The 19,901-nt window shown below is 67.5% G+C and carries 17 protein-coding genes; 12 read left to right on the top strand and 5 right to left on the bottom strand.

What is annotated here, in order from left to right; all coding sequences use genetic code 11:
• Nucleotides 1-62: 62 nt before the first annotated feature.
• The 7 genes from MLE64_RS03070 to MLE64_RS15690 all read left to right on the top strand — a co-directional run bounded on the left by MLE64_RS03070 (nt 63) and on the right by MLE64_RS15690 (nt 9,404).
• The gene (locus MLE64_RS03070; protein ID WP_243315737.1) at nt 63-599 is read left to right on the top strand and encodes a GNAT family N-acetyltransferase; all 537 of its coding nucleotides are present in this window, start codon (nt 63-65) and stop codon (nt 597-599) included.
• Complete coding sequence (locus tag MLE64_RS03075) at nt 599-1,279, top strand: lysophospholipid acyltransferase family protein (protein ID WP_243315738.1); 681 nt, start codon at nt 599-601, stop codon at nt 1,277-1,279. The genes MLE64_RS03070 and MLE64_RS03075 overlap by 1 nt, the downstream gene beginning before the upstream one ends.
• On the top strand, nt 1,269-2,207 hold the full coding sequence (locus tag MLE64_RS03080; RefSeq protein WP_243315740.1) for an arginase family protein: 939 nt from the start codon (nt 1,269-1,271) through the stop codon (nt 2,205-2,207). Before MLE64_RS03075 ends, MLE64_RS03080 begins: the two co-directional genes overlap by 11 nt.
• Nucleotides 2,208-2,214: 7 nt before the next feature.
• Nucleotides 2,215-2,709: a hypothetical protein gene (locus MLE64_RS03085; protein WP_243315743.1), complete on the top strand. Its 495-nt coding sequence runs from the start codon at nt 2,215-2,217 to the stop codon at nt 2,707-2,709.
• Between the two features lie 34 nt (nt 2,710-2,743).
• Nucleotides 2,744-4,672 (top strand): site-specific recombinase, encoded by a 1,929-nt coding sequence (locus MLE64_RS03090; RefSeq protein WP_243315745.1) that lies wholly within the window; start codon nt 2,744-2,746, stop codon nt 4,670-4,672.
• On the top strand, nt 4,665-5,534 hold the full coding sequence (locus MLE64_RS03095; protein WP_243315747.1) for a DUF2911 domain-containing protein: 870 nt from the start codon (nt 4,665-4,667) through the stop codon (nt 5,532-5,534). Before MLE64_RS03090 ends, MLE64_RS03095 begins: the two co-directional genes overlap by 8 nt.
• 195 nt (nt 5,535-5,729) lie before the next feature.
• Nucleotides 5,730-9,404: a beta strand repeat-containing protein gene (locus MLE64_RS15690; protein WP_279342856.1), complete on the top strand. Its 3,675-nt coding sequence runs from the start codon at nt 5,730-5,732 to the stop codon at nt 9,402-9,404.
• Between the two features lie 117 nt (nt 9,405-9,521).
• On the opposite strand, the gene MLE64_RS03105 is transcribed toward MLE64_RS15690, so the two are convergent.
• Together MLE64_RS03105 and MLE64_RS03110 are read right to left on the bottom strand one after the other, a co-directional pair.
• Nucleotides 9,522-10,190, bottom strand: a complete 669-nt coding sequence (locus MLE64_RS03105) for a radical SAM protein (protein WP_243315749.1) — start codon at nt 10,188-10,190, stop codon at nt 9,522-9,524.
• A gap of 109 nt (nt 10,191-10,299) precedes the next feature.
• Nucleotides 10,300-11,034, bottom strand: coding sequence for an SDR family NAD(P)-dependent oxidoreductase (locus MLE64_RS03110; RefSeq protein WP_243315758.1), 735 nt, complete (start codon nt 11,032-11,034; stop codon nt 10,300-10,302).
• 25 nt (nt 11,035-11,059) lie between these two features.
• Between MLE64_RS03110 and MLE64_RS03115 the strand changes: the two genes are divergently transcribed.
• Genes MLE64_RS03115 through MLE64_RS03125 form a run of 3 tightly spaced genes read left to right on the top strand, consistent with a single transcriptional unit; the run spans nt 11,060 to nt 14,894 of the window.
• Nucleotides 11,060-13,609 carry a SpoIIE family protein phosphatase gene (locus MLE64_RS03115; RefSeq protein ID WP_243315760.1) on the top strand — a complete coding sequence of 850 codons (2,550 nt, stop codon included), beginning with the start codon at nt 11,060-11,062 and terminating at the stop codon, nt 13,607-13,609.
• Nucleotides 13,606-14,097 carry a hypothetical protein gene (locus MLE64_RS03120; RefSeq protein WP_243315762.1) on the top strand — a complete coding sequence of 164 codons (492 nt, stop codon included), beginning with the start codon at nt 13,606-13,608 and terminating at the stop codon, nt 14,095-14,097. The genes MLE64_RS03115 and MLE64_RS03120 overlap by 4 nt, the downstream gene beginning before the upstream one ends.
• Complete coding sequence (locus tag MLE64_RS03125; RefSeq protein WP_243315764.1) at nt 14,097-14,894, top strand: SirB1 family protein; 798 nt, start codon at nt 14,097-14,099, stop codon at nt 14,892-14,894. The genes MLE64_RS03120 and MLE64_RS03125 overlap by 1 nt, the downstream gene beginning before the upstream one ends.
• 7 nt (nt 14,895-14,901) lie before the next feature.
• On the opposite strand, the gene MLE64_RS03130 is transcribed toward MLE64_RS03125, so the two are convergent.
• The 3 genes from MLE64_RS03130 to MLE64_RS03140 all read right to left on the bottom strand — a co-directional run bounded on the left by MLE64_RS03130 (nt 14,902) and on the right by MLE64_RS03140 (nt 18,172).
• Nucleotides 14,902-15,348 (bottom strand): PAS domain-containing protein, encoded by a 447-nt coding sequence (locus MLE64_RS03130; RefSeq protein WP_243315766.1) that lies wholly within the window; start codon nt 15,346-15,348, stop codon nt 14,902-14,904.
• 88 nt (nt 15,349-15,436) lie between these two features.
• The gene (locus tag MLE64_RS03135; protein WP_243315768.1) at nt 15,437-15,820 is read right to left on the bottom strand and encodes a DUF302 domain-containing protein; all 384 of its coding nucleotides are present in this window, start codon (nt 15,818-15,820) and stop codon (nt 15,437-15,439) included.
• 99 nt (nt 15,821-15,919) lie between these two features.
• Nucleotides 15,920-18,172 (bottom strand): NADP-dependent malic enzyme, encoded by a 2,253-nt coding sequence (locus MLE64_RS03140; protein ID WP_243315770.1) that lies wholly within the window; start codon nt 18,170-18,172, stop codon nt 15,920-15,922.
• A 181-nt stretch (nt 18,173-18,353) separates the two neighbouring features.
• Here MLE64_RS03140 and MLE64_RS03145 point away from each other — a divergent pair, with 181 nt between their 5' ends.
• A complete protein-coding gene (locus MLE64_RS03145) occupies nt 18,354-18,902 on the top strand; it encodes a hypothetical protein (protein WP_243315772.1) in 549 nt (182 codons plus the stop codon).
• Between the two features lie 23 nt (nt 18,903-18,925).
• Complete coding sequence (locus MLE64_RS03150) at nt 18,926-19,900, top strand: YheT family hydrolase (protein WP_243315774.1); 975 nt, start codon at nt 18,926-18,928, stop codon at nt 19,898-19,900.
• Nucleotide 19,901 lies beyond the last annotated feature (1 nt).

Raw genomic sequence — 19,901 nt, forward strand, 5'->3', positions numbered from 1 at the left:
GCGCCTTCGCAGGCCCGTCATGGCCGCCTCCGATCCTGGTCCAAACACCAGGGAGGCCCGCCATGACCATCGCGACCCTCAGCCCTCATCCTGAAGGCGCCCGCTACACCGTCCGGCCGCTCGGCAGCGCCGACTTCGCCCACCTCCAGCGCCTCGAGTCCGAAATCTGGTCCGGGGACGGGGCCGGCCAGCTGTGCCCACACTACCTGCGACTCTGCACCGAGCTCTACGGCGACTGGTGCTTCCTGGCCATGGACGGCGGCCGGCCCGTGGGCTACGTTCTCAACTTCGTGAAGGGGACCACGGTCTACTGCGCCACGCTGGCCGTGCATCCCGACTTCCAGAAGGGCCGGGTGAACTACCTGCTCATCCGCGCCATGGTGGCCAAGCTGCTCCAGGAGAACGTGGAGGAGTGCCGGTTCCTGGTGGAACCCGGCAACGATGATGCCCGCAGTGTGCACCATGCCCTGGGCGCCCGCGTGGTGGCGGAAGTCCACGACTACTACGGCCCCGGCGACACCCGGCTCTGGTCCGCCATCACCCGGGACGACCTGGAGCGCGTGCGGGCCCGCTACACCCGCCTGAAGCTGGTGAGCTAGTGAGCTGGGCCGGCGTCCTCTGGCCGACTTTCGCCCTGCTGCCCCGGCTGGCGGCCGGGGCGGAGCCGCAGCCCAGCATGCATCGCTGGGCGCGCCGCCTCCTTCCGGCCCTGGGCGTAGACCTCGAGGTGGCGGGATATCCCAGGAAGGACATCCCCCTCTGGGTGGCCAACCACCTCAGCTGGGTGGACCCCGTGGCCCTCATGAGCCTGCGCCCCATGGGCACCATCGCCAAGGGCGAGGTCACCGGCTACCCCGTCATCGGCCGCTGGGCGCGACAATCCGGCATCCACTTCGTGGATCGCGACGACGCCACCAGCCGGGCGGCAGCCCTGACCCGCTTCGCCGCCTCCCTGCGGGAAGGCCGGGACATGCTGCTCTTCCCGGAGGGCACCACGACCCGGGGCGAGCGTCTGGCGCCCTTTTACGAGGGTGGCCTGCGGGCGGTTTTTGAACTGGGCCTGCCCGCCCAGCCCTTCCGCCTCAGCAGCCCGGCCCCCCATTACCCATGGACTGGCGACGAGACCCTCCTGCCGCACCTCCGCACCCTCTTCACCACGCGCACGTCCCTCACCGTGGTGGCAGAGCCGCCCCTGCATCCGGCCGGGTTCAAGGATCCGGACCAGTGGATCGACGCCTTCCGCACGGCCCTCGAACCTCGGAGCCGCCATGTCCACTGACGTCCTCATGCAGGGCCTCCGCACGGGGCTCACGCCCTTCCTGGGCCTGCCCCTCGTCCTCGACCCGCGGCCAGCCACAGGCGTAGTGCTGGGGGTTCCCTGCGACGCCGGCGTGATCAACCGCCCGGGCGCCCGCCTGGGCCCCTGGGCCCTGCGGGCAGCCTCCATGGGCCTCGGGACCCACCCCATGCCCGACCATCTCCGCGAGGGGCGGCCCCTTCTGGGCTCCGGCGCCGCCCACGGGTGGCTGGATGGCGGCAACATCCCCACCCTGCCCTTCTCCCTGGCCGAGGCCATCCGGACCGTCCAGGCCACCGTGGGCGCCTGGGCCATGACCGGCTGCCGCACGTTGATGTTGGGCGGCGACCACAGCCTCACGCTCGGCGCCCTGCGGGCCCTGACGCTCCAGCACGGTCCCCTGGGCCTCCTGCACCTGGACGCCCACCCGGACGCTGCGGATGGCGCCGCCTGGGGCACGGACCTCCATCACGGCACCTGGGTCCGGCAGGCCCTCGAGGAAGGCCTGCTCGATCCAGGGCGGGTGGTGCAGGCAGGCCTGCGCGCGCCCCGGTTCGACGACGGCGAGCTGGCCTATCTCCAGGCTGCCGGGGTACGGATGTGGACGCCCGCGGACCTGCGGGATCCGCGCCTAGCCTCGCGCCTGGCCGCCGATATCGCCGCCGTGGGCAGGGGCCCCGCCTACCTGAGCCTGGACCTGGACGCCCTTGATCCCGTCCTCGCGCCCGCGGTGGCAGAGCCAGTCCCCGGCGGCCTCAGCTTCGAGGAGACCGTGCGTCTCATCCAGGCCAGCCGCCTTTGGGGCGAGCCGTGGGTGGGCGCGGACCTTATGGAACTGGCCCCCATGCTGGACGGCGCCGAGGCCAGCGCCCGGATCGCCGCCCACCTCGCCCTTCACCTGCTCGCCTGAGGTTCCCATGAGCGCCTTCGACGCCTTCCGCACCTGCCACGGCGAGCCCGGCTGGGATGACATCGTCAGCGGCCACGACTTCGGACTCCTCGAAGCCGCGGAGATCCAGGCCTGGGTGGCCGGCGATGGCCCCGCGGCCAGTCGCCTGCGTCTGCTGGGAGGGGAAGCCCTCCGGACGTTCGAGGCCCACCTCTGGGCGGCCTGTGTCGAGGCGGTGGGCAGGACGCCCCGGCCCGGGAGCACGGGCTGGTCCCACGCCCAGGATCGCTGGCGGGAGGCCCTCCTGCGCGAGGCCCTGGCGGGGGAATGCACCGCCTCGCAGCTGGCGGCCAAGGTGGAGCGCATCTACGAACAGGTGGGCTGCCCCGAGGACATGCTGCTCATGCTGCACCCATCCCAGCCCTGGTCCGGCACGCCCGCGACGGTGGATCCCAAAGCAGTGCAGCAGTTCCTGAACCAGACTAGTCGCGCCTCATCCAATCGGACGAAGCCCGGATTCTAGGGGTGTGCCACCCTGGGGGCTCCTCGGAGTCCTGATGCCCCTGTCCGACCCCAGGCTGGACCAACTCCTGACCGGCGGCGCACCGAACCTGGAGCAGCTGCTGCGGTGGCTGTTGGAAGCTTCGCCGGTGAGCTCGGTGGACGGGGAGCCCCGGCGCACGACGCGGCTGCGGCGGCTCCACGGGGGCCTGGTCTTCCGGGGGCTCACGGGCCCGCTTTCCGACGCCTGGAATCACGCGTCGGCCATCCGTCTCCTCGCCGAGACGGGCCTGCCGGATCGCACCACCCTCATGGGCGAGGGCTTCCTGCGGATCGTGGACCGGATCATCCCCCGCCTCGATCCCGAGGGCGACCTCTACGCGCTGATGGACCGCCTGGACCTGGATGAAGAGGACGCCGCCTGGGTGGAGAGCCTGCCCGCGGATCTCAAGAGCCTGTGGGCGCCCTTGCTGACGCCCCCACCAGACATCTGGGCCCATGCGGCCCGCCTGCTGGCCCACCGGGCGGCGGCCGTGGGCCTCTCCCGCGATCTGCTGGCCCTGGACCCCGAGGGCAGCGACGCCGATTCCCCCTTCTTCCGCCTCACGCGGGTGGTCCACGATGCCGGGGAGCAGCCCCGTGATCCCGCCGCCAGGGCCGCCTGGGAGGCCTGCTGGAGCGCCTGCCTCGCCACCCTGGCCGAGGCCCATGCCCAGCTCGACGAGCGCGGCGTCTCCACGGACCTGGTGTTCCGGCTGGAGCTGCTGGAGGCCCAGCTGACGCGGATCGGCCAGATCCTCGATTTCGCGGCGGGCCGAGGGGATGGCGCGGCTTTCGCGGCCGAGCTGGTGCGGGGCAGCGCCGCGCAGCATGGGCTGCTGTCCCTCCTGCGCACCACCGTCAAGCGCCTGGCCCGCAAGGTCGTGGAGCACACGGGCGAGACCGGGGAGCACTACATCGCCCGGAACCGGTCCGAGTGGTGGGCCATGGGGCGATCGGCGGCCGGCGGTGGCCTCCTCACCGCGGGCACCGCCCTGTTCAAGATCGGCCTTTCCGCCCTGGCCATGGCGCCCCTGCTCTCCGGCCTCACTTTGACCGCCAACTACGCGGTGAGCTTCTGCGCCATGCAGCTCCTGGGCTTCAGCCTGGCGTCGAAGCAGCCGGCCATGACGGCCTCGGCCCTGGCCCGGGCCCTGGAGATCGACGACGGCCAGGCGCGGGAGATCGAGCTGGTGGCTTCCATCACCCGCACTCAGGCCATCGCCACCCTGGGCAACGTGCTGACCACCATGCCTGTGGCCGTGGGACTCGTGGCGGCGTGGGTCTGGCTGACGGGCCACCCGCCCCTGGACCAGGAATCAGCCCTCCACGGCCTGCGTGGCACCCACCCCTTCCACGGCTGGACCCTGGTCTATGCGGCCCTCACGGGCGTGCTGCTCTGGCTCTCCAGCCTCGCGGCCGGGTGGACCGCCAACTGGAGCGCCTACCGCTGCCTTCCCGAAGCCCTGGCCCAGAATCACCGCATCCGCTCCTGGCTGGGGGATGAAAGGGCCGACGCCCTTGGCCAGTTCATCCAGAAGCACCTGGCGGGATTCGCGGGCTACACCGCGCTCGGCGCCCTGCTGGTCTTCGTGCCCATGGCCTTCGCCTTCGCCGGGATCCATGTCGAGGTCCGCCACGTCACGCTGCAGGCGGCCTCGCTGGCCCTGGGCTCCGCCATGCTCTGGCTCCATGGATCCCTGGCCTGGACGGATGTTCTCTGGAGCCTGCTGGGCATCGGCCTCATCGGGGTGATGAACTTCGCCGTGTCCTTCGCCCTCGCGCTGTGGACGGCCTTGCGCGCCCGCGACCTCAGCGGCCGGGCGAGCCGTCGCCTCTGGTGGGACATCCTCAGGGCCTTCAACCGGAATCCGGGACGATTCCTCCTCCCGCCGCGCCGGGATGCTACCCTCGACAGCCGCCTCCCCGGAGATTCCCATGCGTAGCTTCCTCCTCCCCGTCCTGCTACTCGCTTCCACCGCCCTCCCGTCCGCCGCCCAGGACAAGCCCGCCCCCGTGCGCCTGACGCCCTTGCGCGTGAGTCCCGCCTGCACCGTGTCCCAGGACATCGGCATCAGTAGGATCGAGCTCGCCTTCGCGCGGCCCGCCGTGAAGGGCCGGCAGATCTGGGGCGGCCTGGTGCCCTACGGTCAGGTGTGGCGGACCGGTGCCAACAACGCCACCACGATCACCCTCAGCCACGCGGCGCAGGTGGCCGGGAAGACCGTGCCCGCAGGCACCTACGGGTTCTTCGCCATCCCCGGCGAGAAGGCCTGGACGCTCATCCTCAACAAGAAGGCCAAGCAGTGGGGCGCCTACGAGTACAAACAGGCGGAAGACCTGCTGCGCTGGGAGGCCGTTCCCCAGGCGGGCCCCTTCCTCGAGTACCTGGACTACCGGGTGGTCCCCACGGGCACCGGCAGCGCCACGGTGGAACTGGGCTGGGAGAACCTCCGCGTGAGCTTCCCCGTGGTGTTCGACACCAAGGCCATCTACTGGGCCCACCTGGAGGACACACTGAAGAAGGCGCCGGACACGGACTGGGTGCCCTGGTACCAGGCCGCCGCCTACTGCCAGGCCCAGGGCATCGAGCCCCAGAAGGCCCAGGCCTGGATCGAGAAGAGCCTCAAGGCCGGCGACAGCTTCTGGAATCACGAGACGGCCGCCCGGATCTACAAGGACGCCAAGCGCATGCCCGACGCCCTCGCCCAGCTCCAGAAGGCCATCGACCTCTCCAAGGGCAAGGCCCCGAAGGAATACACAGAAAACCTGGAGAAGGATCTGGCGGCCTGGAAGGCCGGGAAGTAGCCCCCATACTCAGCCGAGGCGAGGATCTCCGCCATTCATTGGCCCTGCCCTGACTTCATAAGTGAAATTCAATCGTCGGACTTATTTGTGACTTTTATCTCTAAGTCACCGGTTGGTGTGTGTTTGGAATTTGGCTAGGGTGAGTCGAACCCTTTTCAAGTCGTTCCATATCCACCCTTCATGGTGAACCAAGTCATGAATAGCCGTTTCCTGCTCCGGTTTTTTACTCGTTTGGCCACATTGGGCCTGGTCGTAGGACTGGCGGCCTGTGGTGGTGGCGGCGGAGGAGGCGGATCCAGCTCGACCCCGCCGTCGAACCCGACCACCTACACCGTGACCGCCGTGGCGAGCGCCGGCACCACCATCACCCCAGCCACCATCACCGTTCAGTCTGGCCAGACGGCCAGCTTCACCGTGGGCCTGCTCTCGGGCTATTCGAACCTCGTCGTCACGGGCGGCGGCGGCACCCTCAGCGGCTCCACCTACACCACTGGCCCCATCACCTCGAATACGACGGTGACGGCCTCTGCCACACCCACTCCCGCCACCTACACCGTCACCGCCGTGGCGGGAGCCGGCACCACCATCTCCCCAGCCACCATCACCGTCCAGTCCGGCCAGACGGCCAGCTTCACCGTGGGCCTGCTTTCGGGCTATTCGAACCTCGTGGTCACGGGCGGCGGCGGCACCCTCAGCGGCTCCACCTACACCACCGGCCCCATCACTGCGAATACGACGGTGACGGCCTCCGCCACGCCCATTCCCGCCACCTACACCGTCACCGCCGTGGCGGGGACCGGCACGACCATCACCCCAGCCACGATCACGGTTCAGTCCGGCCAGTCAGCCAGCTTCACCGTCGGCCTGCTCTCGGGCTATTCGAACCTCGTCGTCACGGGCGGCGGCACACTTAGTGTCACCCCCAACGGTTACACCTACACCACCGGCCCCATCACCGCGAACACAACGGTGACGGCCTCCGCCACGCCCATTCCCGCCACCTACACCATTACCGCCGTGGCGGGAGCCGGCACCACCATCTCCCCAGCCACGATCACGGTTCAGTCCGGCCAGACAGCCAGCTTCACCGTGGGCCTGCTCTCAGGTTATTCGAACCTCGTGGTCACGGGCGGGGGCGGCACGCTAAACGGTTCCACCTACACGACCGGCCCCATCACCGCAAACACGACGGTGACGGCCTCCGCCACGCCCATTCCCGCCACCTGCACCGTCACCGCCGCGGCGGGCACGGGCACCACCATCTCCCCAGCCACGATCACGGTTCAGTCCGGCCAGACAGCCAGCTTCACCGTGGGCCTGCTTTCGGGCTATTCGAACCTCGTGGTCACGGGCGGCGGCGGCACACTCAGCGGCTCCACCTACACCACTGGCCCCATCACCTCGAATACGACGGTGACGGCCTCTGCCACACCCACTCCCGCCACCTACACCGTCACCGCCGTGGCGGGAGCCGGCACCACTATCTCCCCAGCCACCATCACCGTCCAGTCCGGGCAGACGGCCAGCTTCACGGTGGGCCTGCTCTCGGGCTATTCGAACCTCGTGGTCACGGGCGGCGGCGGCACCCTCAGCGGTTCCACCTACACCACCGGACCCATCACCGCGAACACAACGGTGACCGCCTCGGCCACACCCAATCCCGCCACCTACACGGTGACCGCCGTGGCGGGGGTCGGCACCACCCTCAGCCCAGCCACGATCACCGTCCAGTCCGGCCAGACGGCCAGCTTCACCGTGGGCCTGCTCTCGGGCTATTCGAACCTCGTGGTCACGGGCGGCGGCGGCACGCTCAACGGCTCCACCTACACTACTGGTCCCATCACCTCGAATACGACCGTGACGACCTCGGCCACGCCCAATCCCGCCACCTACACGGTGACGGCAGTGGCCTGGCCGGGCACGACCATCACGCCCACTTCGATCACGGTGGAGTCCGGTCAGACGGCCTCCTTCACCGTTGGCATGCTGACCGGATACACGAGCCTGACGGTCTCGGGCGGGGGCGGGACGCTGAACGGCACGACTTATACAACTGGACCCGTCACGTCCGATGTCACGATCTACGCCTCTGCGATCCCCCCGATGGGGCATATGGCCACTTTCACTAGTGGTCCAGGGACCTCTTTCGCTTCGACGAGCCTATGGGTGAATGGAGGCCAGACGGTTACTGTGGCGTTGACCACCCTGGAGGGCTATGACCCGCTCACAACTCGGGTCATAGCCTCAGACGGCGTCACACCAGTGACCTACACCGATGGACTCTGCACGGTCGGACCATTGGGGAGCGACGTCACATTTACATCCAGTTCTGTGGCAAAGCCGCCCCAGGAAATACCGGTGGTCACCGGCAGGATCGCCTTCATCGTCGACCCCACCGTCCAGGCTGATATGCAGCCTCTCCTCCAACAATTCATGGATGCTGTTGCCCTGGACACCGGTTGCACAAGCGTACTTTTCACGACGTTTACCGACCCGCTTTCGATCCGAACTTTCTTGAAGGCCCAGGGAAGCGACCTCAAGTTCGCCTTCTTGATTGGCCAAGTCCCGGTCGTGCGCCGAGCCACCGACGATGAAGCGGCGCAGGGGGCCTACGATGTGTCTGACCATTACTACCGCGCCCTAAACTACGACTTCCAAACCCCCATTCCTGGCGGAGATGGGAGATACATCATCCCCGGCGTCATCGGGGATTACTGGTTCCTCACTCAATCCATCAACTTCGCGCCAACCCTGGCGGTATCGCGAATTATGGGACTCTCGGAAGCAACCCAACTCGCGGACATTCGGAAATACCTGGAGAAGAACCTCCGATTGCGCAACATGGACTTCGCCTATACGCCCGGTATCACCTCTGTGGAGGCATTCCTGGCCAACGGCGTTCCATACCCCTACAACCTGCCTGAAATCGCTGCTGCCACCGCTGGCCATCCCCTTGTGGAACCTGGAGTCTTCACGTTCATCCACGGGCAGCCCGCAGTGAACGCCAAGCAGGCCCTGATTGATGCCCTCCGTAGCATCGAGTATGTGAAGGTTCTGGCGCACACCCTTCAAACATCGATGAGGTTCGAAGGGGCAGATCCCACCGATGTCATCAATGTGGCCGATACCGCCGAGTTCATCGACGACTCCATTCATTCCCGGTTTGTGTCCTACCACGACTGCTATGCAGGAGATTTTTCCTACTGGGGCAACACCGGTATGCGAACCGCTTTGAGTGGTGACACCTTGTTGGTACGCGCGGCACCCTACATCGCTGCCACCGCCATCTACAGGGACATTCTCGAGGCGAATAGCTTCGAATTCGCAATGGGGGTGGGGAGGAGGTACGCTTTCTTATTCCCGTATACAAATGTACTTGAATGGGAGCATTTCTGCGGCGATCCCACCATCGCCATGCGCCACCCCGACCTATCGGCACCCCAACCCCGCATGGTCATCGCCGGTAGGGCATATGGGCAGGAATTTACCCTTCCCTTGGTCCTGGACAAGAACAGCGGTATGGGTCTCTACGGAGAGGTAGTGGTGGCCAATACCGGGAATGCGGACCTCATCCTCCACGGCAACCTTCTCCCTGACTTCTCCACCACGTCCCTTCTCGACCGGGGGAACGGCGGACGATGGAACTCCGCAATGGGCGGCGTGGACATGATGCATCAGGTGGATCAATACGGTATGGCCGCCACGATCAGGATCGCCCCTGGCGAGGCCAAGACCCTCCGGATTGATCTACATTCCATGACCTACGGGTTCAACCCGCTCTCGGGTCCCCACGAGGGCTGGTTCCATTTCACGTGCAACGATCCCAGAATCGGCGCGTTCCGCGTTGCAGCCTCTGGAACGCTCCCCTAGTGGATGTTTGCCATCAGTTAAGAAATAGCCTAGGGTTTTGGCTCACAGCCAGAGCCCTTGGTTTTCTGCTGGTTCATTCCCGAGGCGGGTCATTACTTCACCCAGAGAAAGTAGGGCTCAGACCCCCTTCTTCTCCGCTCCCCAGATGACCTTGTGCAGCTGCATCTGGACCCGCACGGGAAGGCCATCAGCGACGACCTGCTCGGCGAGCCAGGCGGGGTCGAGGCTGCCCCAGACGGGGCTGAAGAGCACCTCCAGGCGATCCCAGACCCGCCGTTCGGCGCACCAGGCTCGGGCCCATTCGTAGTCCGCCTGGTCGCAGAGCACGAACTTCAGCTCGTCCTGCCCGGGCACCATGTGGTCGAGGTTCGTTTCCAGCCAGCGGTGGACTTCCCCGCTGCCGGGGGTCTTGCGATCCACGATCTTGATGACCTCCCGAGGCACCGGCGCCAGATCGTGGCTGCCGGCGGTCTCCAGGGCCACTTCGTAGCCCAGGCCCAGCAGGGCCCGCAGCAGGTCGGGGGCGTGGGGATGGGCCAGGGGCTCGCCGCCCGTGAGCTCCACGAAGGGGGCGCTGGGACCCTTCCGCGGGGGGCCGAGGCGCTGCCGGGTCTCGGTGAGGAGCTCTTCCAGACTTCGCATGGTGCCGTCGTAGAAGGCGTACTCGGTGTCGCAGTAGGTGCAGCGCAGCGGGCACCCCGTCAGGCGGATGAACAGGCAGGGCCGGCCAATGCGGGCGCCCTCCCCCTGGATGCTGTGGAACACCTCGTTGACCTTGAACTTCATCTGCCACCTGACTTCTTATTGTGCCCGTTCTCCTCCCGGGCGCGCTTGGCGCGCCCGTCCGCGCTCGCGCCGCGAGCGCGCCAGCCTCGATGCCGGGAAGAACTTCGCCCTACCGATCCACCCAGCGCCGCCCCCCGTCCAGGGTGAGGATGTCCCCCGTGAGGAAGGGGCTGTCGGCGGCGTAGCGCACCGCTCGGGCGAGGTCCGCAGGGTCGCCCAGGCGCTTCACCAAGGTCCGGTCGGCCAGGAACGCCTCATCGCTGCCTTCCGCGGGCAGGATCGCCCCCAGGGCGTGGCCCACCACGCGCACCCTGGGCCCCAGGAGCTGCGCGAGCCCGGGCACCAGGGCCGCGAGCCCAGCCTTGGCCGCGCTGTAGGGCAGGCGCTTCAGCCAAGGGTGGTGGATGGACGTGTCCAGGAGGATCTGGAGGCAGGCGCCCTCGCACAGGTGCGGCGCCAGGGCCTGGGCGCAGAGGAAGGGGAAGCTGAGGTTCACGCGCCAGGTGGCGTCGAGCCGCTCGGGCGTCCAGGTTCCGAGCGGCTGCTCAGGGAAGGTCCCAGCCAGCAGCACGGCGCCCGAAATCAGTCCACCAGCCGCCTTCAAGGACTGGAGATCTGCCATCATTCTGGAGCTCACATCCGGGTTCTCGGCATTCCATACAATCGTCCGGATCCCTGCCCGCTTCGAAAGGTCCTCCACCCACGTTTCCCCATCCCAGGGTTCCGAGCTGGTCAGCACCAGATCATGGTCCCCGGCCAGATCCTCAGCCAGGGCCCGCCCCAGGCGCCGCCGTCCTCCCACCAGCACCCAGCAGGGCCTGCCGTTCCGCGAGATCCGCTCCATCGGGGCATTCTTCCACAAAGGTCCCATGAACCCCTACCTCAAACGCATCCGTTGGCGCCTGCTGTGGATCAGCTTCGCCTGCCTCGTGCTGGCTCTGGGGTCGTTCGGCCTGAACCAGTGGGTGTACGCCCCCTCGGACGACCAGTGTTCCTGGATCGTGGAGAACGGCAAGATCGTCATCCGCGAGATCCTCCCGGACGGGGTGGCGGAGGAGGCGGGCCTGCTCGAGGGCGATGAGCTCCTGAAGATCCAGGGACGCGCCTTCGAACCCACGGTCGAGGGGACCCTCAAGGCCCAGCGGTTCATCAACGCCAAATCCCAGGGCACCATCCTGATCTACACCGTGAAGCGCCAGGGGCGGGCGATCCTGCTCCCCATCCGGCTGGTGAAGCCGCTGGATCTGGAGCAGGTGGCCCTGCTCCTGAACGGCATCCTCGCCTGGGCCATCTCCCTCCTGGTGGTCCTGTCCGCGCCCGAACGCAAAACGGCGCGGCACTTCTTCTACCTGGCGGCCACGGCCCTGCTGATGTCGGGCGCCACGGTGGGACTCAACGCGCCGGCCCCCCTGCGGATCGCAGTGAGTCTCATGGCCTCCGTCACGGCGGCCCTGCTTCCTCCCCTGTGGATCCACTTCTTCCTGCGTTTCCCCCACCCCTTCCATCTGAGGAAGAACCGCCGCTTCCTCCAGGCCATCTACGGCACCTACGCCCTCATGGCCCTGGTGCAGTTCCTGGTGAACCTCTGGGCCATCCTCAGCGACGGCACGCTGCACACCCCCGCAGGCGCCCCCCTGGGAGGCTCCCTCAAGAACCTCCTGACGGGCTACCCCATCCCGCTCTACGCCGGCGCGGCGCTGGCTGGCCTGGGATTCTTCCTGGTGGGCACGTTCCGGACCCACGAGCGGCTGCGCCGAGCCCTGCTGCCCTCCCTCATCGTGGCGGCGGTGCTCTGCCTGGATCTCCTGGCCTGGACCGTGCTCCGGGCGCGGTACGGCAACAGCCTCCTCTTCCGCCGCCAGGTCTTCATCTTCATGCTGCCGGTGCCCCTGCTTCCGCTGAGCTTCGCCTTCGCCATCTTCCGGCACGGCCTCTTCGAAGTGCGGAAGGTGCTGCTGCGGTGGGTGAGCTACATGGCCATCCTGGCGCTCACGGTGGCAGGCTACCTGGGCGGGCTCGCCTGGGCCTTCTCCCACCTCTCCTCCATCCCGCCGGGCTGGGCCGGCGCCCTCATCGGCCTGCTGGCCCTGCCCCTGGGCTGGGCCCTGCGTCGCCTGCTGAAGGGCATCCGCCGCCGCTTCCGGCGGGACTTCGCCAGCACCCGCGAGATCGCCCTCAGCGCCGTGCGCGAGCCCCGGAAACGCTTCAGCGAAGAGGCCCTGCTGAAGTCCCTGCGGAAGGCCCTCGACGAGGCCTTCCGGCCGCAGTTCCTCGAGGTGCTGCCCATCGAGTCGCGGCATATCCTCCTGCCCGCAGCCGAATCCATGGATCGGGAGGATCGGCGCAGGCACTTCCCGCCTCAGCCCCTCCGGATCCCGCCCGGGCTCCTCCGGCTGGCCCGGGAGAACCGCGAGCTGGTGCTGGGACTGGGCAGCGAGGAGGCCGACTGGATCCGCGAGCAGGGCGAGGGCCTCCGGGCCCATGTGGACGCCCTGGAAGCCCAGCTTCTGCTGCTGATCCTGGCCGGAGACCACCCGCACAGCGCCGTGCTCCTGGGGGGCAAGTACGCGGAGCTGAACTACGGCCGCGAGGACCGCGAGCTGCTGCGCGAGGTGGCCCTGGCGGCCGGCCAGGTGCTGGAGACGGCAGTGATGCACCAGCGTCTGCTGGCCCAGGAACGCCTGAGCCAGGAGCTGGAGACCGCCAGGCGCATCCAGGAGGGCCTCATCACCTCCCACCTGCCGCCCATCCCCGGGTTCCAGGTGGCCCTGCGCCTGGAACCCGCACTGGAGACCGGTGGCGACCTGCTCTTCGTGAAGCGGAGGCCCAGCGGGAAGTGGCTGGCGGCGGTGGGCGATGTCTGCGGCAAGGGCCTCGCGGCGGCCCTCTACATGGCCCAGGCGACCGCCCTGCTCGAGCAGGCGGCCCAGCGAGAGGACCAGGGACTGGAGGAGATGCTGCAGTCCATGGATCACACCCTCCGCCAGCTGCTGGGCCAGAGGGGTTTCCTCACCCTCGTGCTGCTGGAGTGGGATCAGCACGGGAACTACCGGCTGGCCCGTGCCGGCCACCCGGGCGCCCTCCTGCTCCAGGGGGTCGTGGAGGACTGTTCGACCGAAATGACGCCCCAGGGCCGTGGCCTCGGCCTCCGCCCGGCGGCGCCGGGGAACTGGGAGGTGGTCGAAGGCGTCCTTCCCCCCAAGGGCTGGGTGGTGCTGTACAGCGACGGCCTGTCCGAGGCGATGAACCGGGAAGGCGAGCTCTACGGCGTGGCCCGCCTCTGCGGCCAGCTCCGCCGCCTCTGGGGCACGGGCAGCCCCCGGGCGGCCTGCGAGGCGATCTTCCGGGATGTAGCGTCATTCGATACTCAGAACCGGGATGACCGGACTCTGTTTATCCTGGGAAGGGAGCATTCATGACCCGCCGCCCACTCCAATGGACCATCCCTGCCCTCCTGGTGCTCCAGCTGCTCATGCTCTGGCTGCAGGGCGCTCAGCTCCACCGCCAGAATCAGGTGCTCCAGGGCCTGCGGGAGGACATCCAGGCCCTCACCGAATCCCTGGATTCCAGCCAGGGCCCCGTTTCCGACAGCGACGAGACCGATGTGGTTCCCGCCAGCACCGGACCCAAGGTCCAGCCCCAGAGGCATGTCGCGGTGCTGGGCATCCAGGAGGAACAGGAAGCGGCGGCCAAGGAACTCCAGGCCTCCCGTGAATCCGGCCAGAAGGCCGTGAAGGACGCCCGCGAGGCGCAGTCCAAGATCTCCATCGAAGAGAACGCCAGGAAGGCCGAAGAGGCCAAGAAGGTCCAGGCCGCCACCAGCTCCTGGATGAACTGGGCCTGGGGCGCCATGGGCCTGGTCGCGGCGGCCCTCGTGGTCCGCGCGGTGATTCGCCGGAGAGGCTGATGTCCCTGCTCGAATACCTCCGCCTGGATCCGGAATGCCGGAACCTGGCCGAAGGGGCCGTCCAAGCCGTGGCGCCGGCCCTGGAAGACCCCGATCCCGCCTCAGTGGTGATGCAGCTCAACGAATGGGCCTTCACCCTCGCGGGGCGCATGCCCCTGCCCTGGGACACCGACCGGGCCCTTGAGGCGCTCAACCACCTGCTCTTCGAGGAACTCGGCTTCGATGGGGATCGCGAGACCTACGACGATCCCCTGAACGCCCTGCTGCCCGCCGTGGTGGCCCGGCGAAAGGGGCTGCCCATCTCCCTCTCCATCCTGTGGATCGACCTGGCCCGCCGCATGGGCTTCGATGCCGTGGGCGTGGGCCTGCCTGGCCACTTCATCGCCGCCCTGCGCTCGCCGTCGGGCCTGCTGTGCTTCGATCCCTTCAACCGCGGACGCGCCGTGGGCGAGGAGGGGGGCGCCGCCCTGGTGAAGGCCGCCAGCGCCGGCCGGATCGCCTTCCACCCTGACATGCTGAAGCCCGCGACGGATCGGCAGATCCTCATCCGCCTCGTGCGCAACCTGCACCTGCGGTTCATGCACGCCGAGGACTGGGAGGAGGCCCTGTGGACGGCCACCCACCTGATCCTGCTGGACCCGGGGGACGCCCGGACCCACAAGGAGCGCGCTTTCGTGCACCTCCAGCGGGACGAGCCCGCCCCCGCCCTCGCCGACCTCCGCGAGGCCCTGCGCCTCAGCCCGGACCCCGATCCCGAGATCCGGGCCTGGCTCCAGCAGCTGGAGTCCTCCAGCTAGATCGCCCTCAGGCGACCGGATCGACCCGTTTGCGGATGGCGACGGCTACGTCCGCGCCTCGGTGGAGGAAGACGATCTGCACCTGGACCGGACCACCCGGAAAATGAAAGGTGAACTGGAACGTCCTGGAAGCATCATCCCGCTCGCAGAACTCGCGGAAGACACCCTGGAACTCCTGGACCGAGGTGCAGGGAGCGATCTCGGTGAAGAAATGGCGACCGATCACAGCGCTGGGCTCACGGCCCGCGAGCGCGCCTTCCGCCGGGTTATAGGCGAGGATGGTCCCATCCCTGGCCAGGACGATCACGCCGAACGGCAAGCCGTCCAACGCCTCCTCGGACAGATCCGGAATGCGAAGCAGTTCCCGGTAGCAGGAGCGGCAGATGCCATGGGAATGGTCGACCCCGCTCTGACCGATCAAGGCTCCGCACCACGCGCACAGCACATCACCCATCGCAACCCCGGCTCATGGAATGTCGATCAGGGCGGACCGCAGGCCGGCCCGCGCCGCGCCTCTCGCCACCCGCGATCGATGACATGGGTCACCGGGCCTTATCCACCATCTGGATCAAGGCCGTCTCCACTTCACGGGCGATGGGAAGCAGCGCGGGATCCTTCGACAGGCCCTCGAGCAGATCCGAGGGTGGAATGAGGCCGATCCGGGTTCGCCCCTGGTCCGTGTAGACGGAGATGCGGCAGGGCAGCGCCATGTTCAGGCGCAGGTCGAGGCCAAGGACCTTGGACGCCTGGCCCGGGTTGCACACCTCGAAGACCCGGCAGGCCTCCGTGAATGGAAAGCCCTTGCTGCGTAGCGTGTTCCCCAGGTCATGGATGTGGAGCACACCGAAGCCGCCCGCCTGCACCGCAGCCTCCAGGTCGGCCGAGGCCTCCTCGAAGGGTTTGTCGGATTCGACGATGTAGTACATCTCCGCCTCCTGTCGATCACGTGCACGCCATCATACAGAATGCGGGGGCCGACCGGCCCCCGCATTTAACACTGAAAGCTGACAGCTGACCGCTGACAGCTACTTCTGCTGCGCCTCCACGACGGTGAGCGCCGTGAGGTGGATGATGTCGTTCATATCGCTGTGCCGCTGGAGCACGTGGACCGGGGCGGCCATGCCGCAGGTGATGGGGCCGATGACCTCGGCGCCCGCCAGCCGCTGAACCAGCTTGTAGCCGATGTTGCCGCTGGTGAGGTCGGGGAAGATCAGCACGTTCGGGCCGCCCGGGAGGTCCACCCAGGGGTAGCTCTCGGCCAGGATGCCCTCGCCGAGGGCCGTGTCCGCCTGCATCTCGCCGTCGCACTTGAGGTCGGGGCGCTGGAACTTCACGATCTCCACCGCCTTCTGGACCTTGCGGACCAGGGGGTGGTCCACGCTGCCGAAGTCGGAGAAGGACAGCATGGCCACCTTGGGCTCCATGTTGAACCGGTCCTTGGCCAGGTCGGCGGTGAGCAGGGCGATCTCCGCCAGCTCCTCGCTGCTGGGCTCGATGTTCATGGTGGTGTCGGAGAAGAACAGCACGCGGTTCTTGAGCACCATGGTGTAGACGCCGCACACGCGCTTGACGCCCTTGCGGGTGCCGATTACCTCCAGGCAGGGCCGGATGGTGTCGGGATAGTACATCGTCAGGCCCGCGATGAGGCCATCCGCCTTGCCCAGGCGACACATCAGGGCGCCGAAGTAGATCGGCTCCATCACCTTGCGGCTCGCCTCGTCGCGGGTGACGCCGCGCCGCTTCCGCAGCTCCAGGTAGGCGTCCTCGGCCTCTTTACGCCAGGCCACGGTGCCCGGATCCTGGATCTCGATGCCGTCTAGCGAAATGCCGTGATCGGCGGCCACGGCCTTCACCTTGGCGGGATCGCCCACCAGGATCGGCACGCAGATGCCCTCGTCCACCATCTGGGACACGGCCTGGAGGATCAGGGGATGCGTGCCTTCAGGGAAGACCACGCGCTTGGGATTGGCCTTGGCGCGGTGGATGACGCTGCGGATCACGTCCTTGCTGCGGCCCTGGAGGCCCTCGAGGCGCTCCTTGTAGGCCCGCATGTCCGCGATGGGCTGCTTGGCCACGCCGGTCTCCATGGCTGCCTTGGCGACGGCCGGAGCCACCCACAGGAGCACGCGGGGATCGAAGGGCTTGGGGATGATGTACTCGGGGCCGAAGGTGAACTTCTGGCCGGAGTAGGCCTTCACCACGGAATCAGGCACCTCCTCCTTGGCCAGCGCGGCCAGGGCCTTGGCGGCGGCCAGCTTCATCTCCTCGTTGATCTCAGATGCGCGCACGTCCAGGGCGCCGCGGAAGATGAAGGGGAAGCCCAGGACGTTGTTCACCTGGTTGGGGTAGTCGCTGCGGCCCGTGGCCAGGATGATGTCGTCGCGGGTGGCCTTGGCGGTGGGGTAGTCGATCTCGGGGTCGGGGTTGGCCAGGGCGAAGACGATGGGGTTCTTGGCCATGCTCAGGAGCATCTCAGGCGTCAGGGCGCCCTTGCTGGAGCAGCCCACGAACACATCGGCGTCCTTGATGGTGTCCGCCAGAGTGCGCCAGTCGCTCGGCTTGGCGAACTTGTCCTTGTACTGGTTCATGCCGTCCTTGCGCCCGGTGTAGACCAGTCCCTTGGTGTCGCAGAGCCACAGGTTCTCGAGCTTGACGCCGGCGCGGATCATCATGTTGGCGCAGGCAATGGCGGAGGCGCCGGCGCCGCTGAACACCACCTTCATGTCCCCGAGCTTCTTCCTGACGATCTCGGAGGCGTTCATCAGCGCCGCGGTGCTGATGATGGCCGTGCCGTGCTGGTCGTCGTGGAAGACGGGGATGTTCATCTCCTTCTTCAGCCGGGTCTCGATCTCGAAGCACTCGGGGGCCTTGATGTCCTCGAGGTTCACGCCGCCGAAGGTGGGCTCCAGGGCCCTCACCACCTGGCAGAAGCGGTCGATGTCCAGCTCATTCACTTCGATGTCGAACACGTCGATGTCCGCGAACCGCTTGAACAGCACGCCCTTGCCTTCCATCACGGGCTTGCCGGCGAGGGCGCCGATATTGCCCAGACCCAGCACGGCGGTGCCGTTGGAGATCACAGCCACCAGGTTCCCCTTGGCGGTGTACTTGTAGGCATCCTCGGGATTCTTCTCGATTTCCAGGCAGGGCTCCGCCACGCCAGGGGAATAGGCATTGGCCAGATCCCGCGCGGTGGAGCAGGGTTTCGTGGCGATGACCTCGATCTTGCCTTTCCGTCCCTGCGAATGGTAATCGAGGGCTTCCTGCTTGCGTTTCATGGCCACACTCCTTGAATTGAGTGCCCTCATGTTGGGCTGAATGCCACCAAGCTTACACCTCGTGTTGCGCGATCCTGCCTGCAAGGTCATCAATCCACGCCTTTGTTGCACGGATCACAAGAGATGCTTTCGCGATGCGCCCCGCCGGAGTACGATCCGACGATCCCCACCCGGAGTCCCCATGCGCGTGCTGCCCTTCCTCCTGCCCTGCCTGCTGGTTCTTCCCATGGCTGCTCAGAAGGCCAAGACGCCGGCCAAAACCGCCTTGCCAGCCAAGGAAGACAAGGTGGATTGGGACGGGGAGTGGACCCTCTCCGCTTCACAAAGTGACAAGGTCGAGGAGCGCATCGACGAGCACGTCAAGGACCTGAACTTCGCCATGAAGCTCCTCTGGAAGAAGAAGCTGCAGGGGGCGTGCCGGGAGTTCAACAAGCTCGACATCCTGGCCGGCGAGACCTTCTCGGTGACCATGGGGAAGGAACGCTCCATCGACACTCCGGCGGACGGTACCGAGAGCGACTGGAAGCGCAGCGACGACAAGGTGTTCAAGGCCACCCTCACCAAGGACGGCCCCACCATGGTCCAGACCATCGCCGGCGACGGCTACACGCTGAAGTACGTCTACTCCATGCGGAAGGACGGCAGCTCGCTGGCCCTCCAGGTGACCTACACCCACCCCAAGCTGGACAATCCCTTCTCGTACAAGCTGGTCTTCAAGCGGAACGACTGAGCCCGCTCGGGCACACTAGGCGGATGCGCAAGCTCGCCCCGCCGCCCCTGCCCTGCCGGCCCCCGTGGTGGGCCCCCTCGGGCCACCTGCAGACCATCCTCGGTAATTACCTGCCCGGGGAACCCTCCCGCCATCCCTCCGAGCCCTTCCGCATCCTGCTGCCCGATGGCGACCAGCTCACCGGCCGCCACTACCCCGGCGAGACGGACGCGCTGGTGCTGGTCTTCCATGGCCTGGGAGGCGACGATCAGGCCCACTACGTGCGCCGCACGGTCGCCCTCGCGCGCAAGCTGGGCCACCACGTCTGGACCGTGAACCACAGGGGTTGCGGCGAGGGCCGGGGCCTGGCGAAACATCCGTACCACAGCGGTTCCGGCGACGACCTGGGCGCAGCCTTCACTGCCGCGCGGGAACGGCATCCGGGCCTCCGCCAGCTGGCCATCGGCTACTCCCTCTCCGCGAACGCCCTCCTGCTGAACCTGGGCGACGGCCTGCCGAGGCCAGCGGCCCGACCCGATTGCGCGATCGCCGTGAACCCACCGGTCGATCTGGGCGCCTGCTCACTGGCCATCCATACGGGGCTCAGCCGACTCTACGAGCTGCGCTTCATCAAGCGCTGCCGCAAGGCCATCCGCCAGCGGGTGGAGGACGGACTCATCCCGGACATCTACCGGACAGGCCCCTTCATGAGCCTGCGCGAGTTCGACGATGCCTACACCACGAAGGCGGCGGGCTTCAAGGACGCCGAGGACTACTACGCCCGGTGCTCCGCACGGCACCACCTGTCCAAGATCACCGTGCCGACGGTGGTCCTCCTGGCCAAGGACGACCCCTTCATCCCCTGGCAGCACGCGGCCGAAGCCAAACCCTCACCTGCCGTCCATCTCCACCTGGAGCCGCACGGCGGCCACATGGGCTACCTCAGCCGTGACCTTCCTGGCCACCGCTGGCTGCCCTACGCGGTGGAGCACTACGCCAAGGCATTGCTCCAGGCCTGAA

The organism is Geothrix paludis (genome assembly GCF_022808815.1).
GTDB lineage: Bacteria > Acidobacteriota > Holophagae > Holophagales > Holophagaceae > Geothrix > Geothrix paludis.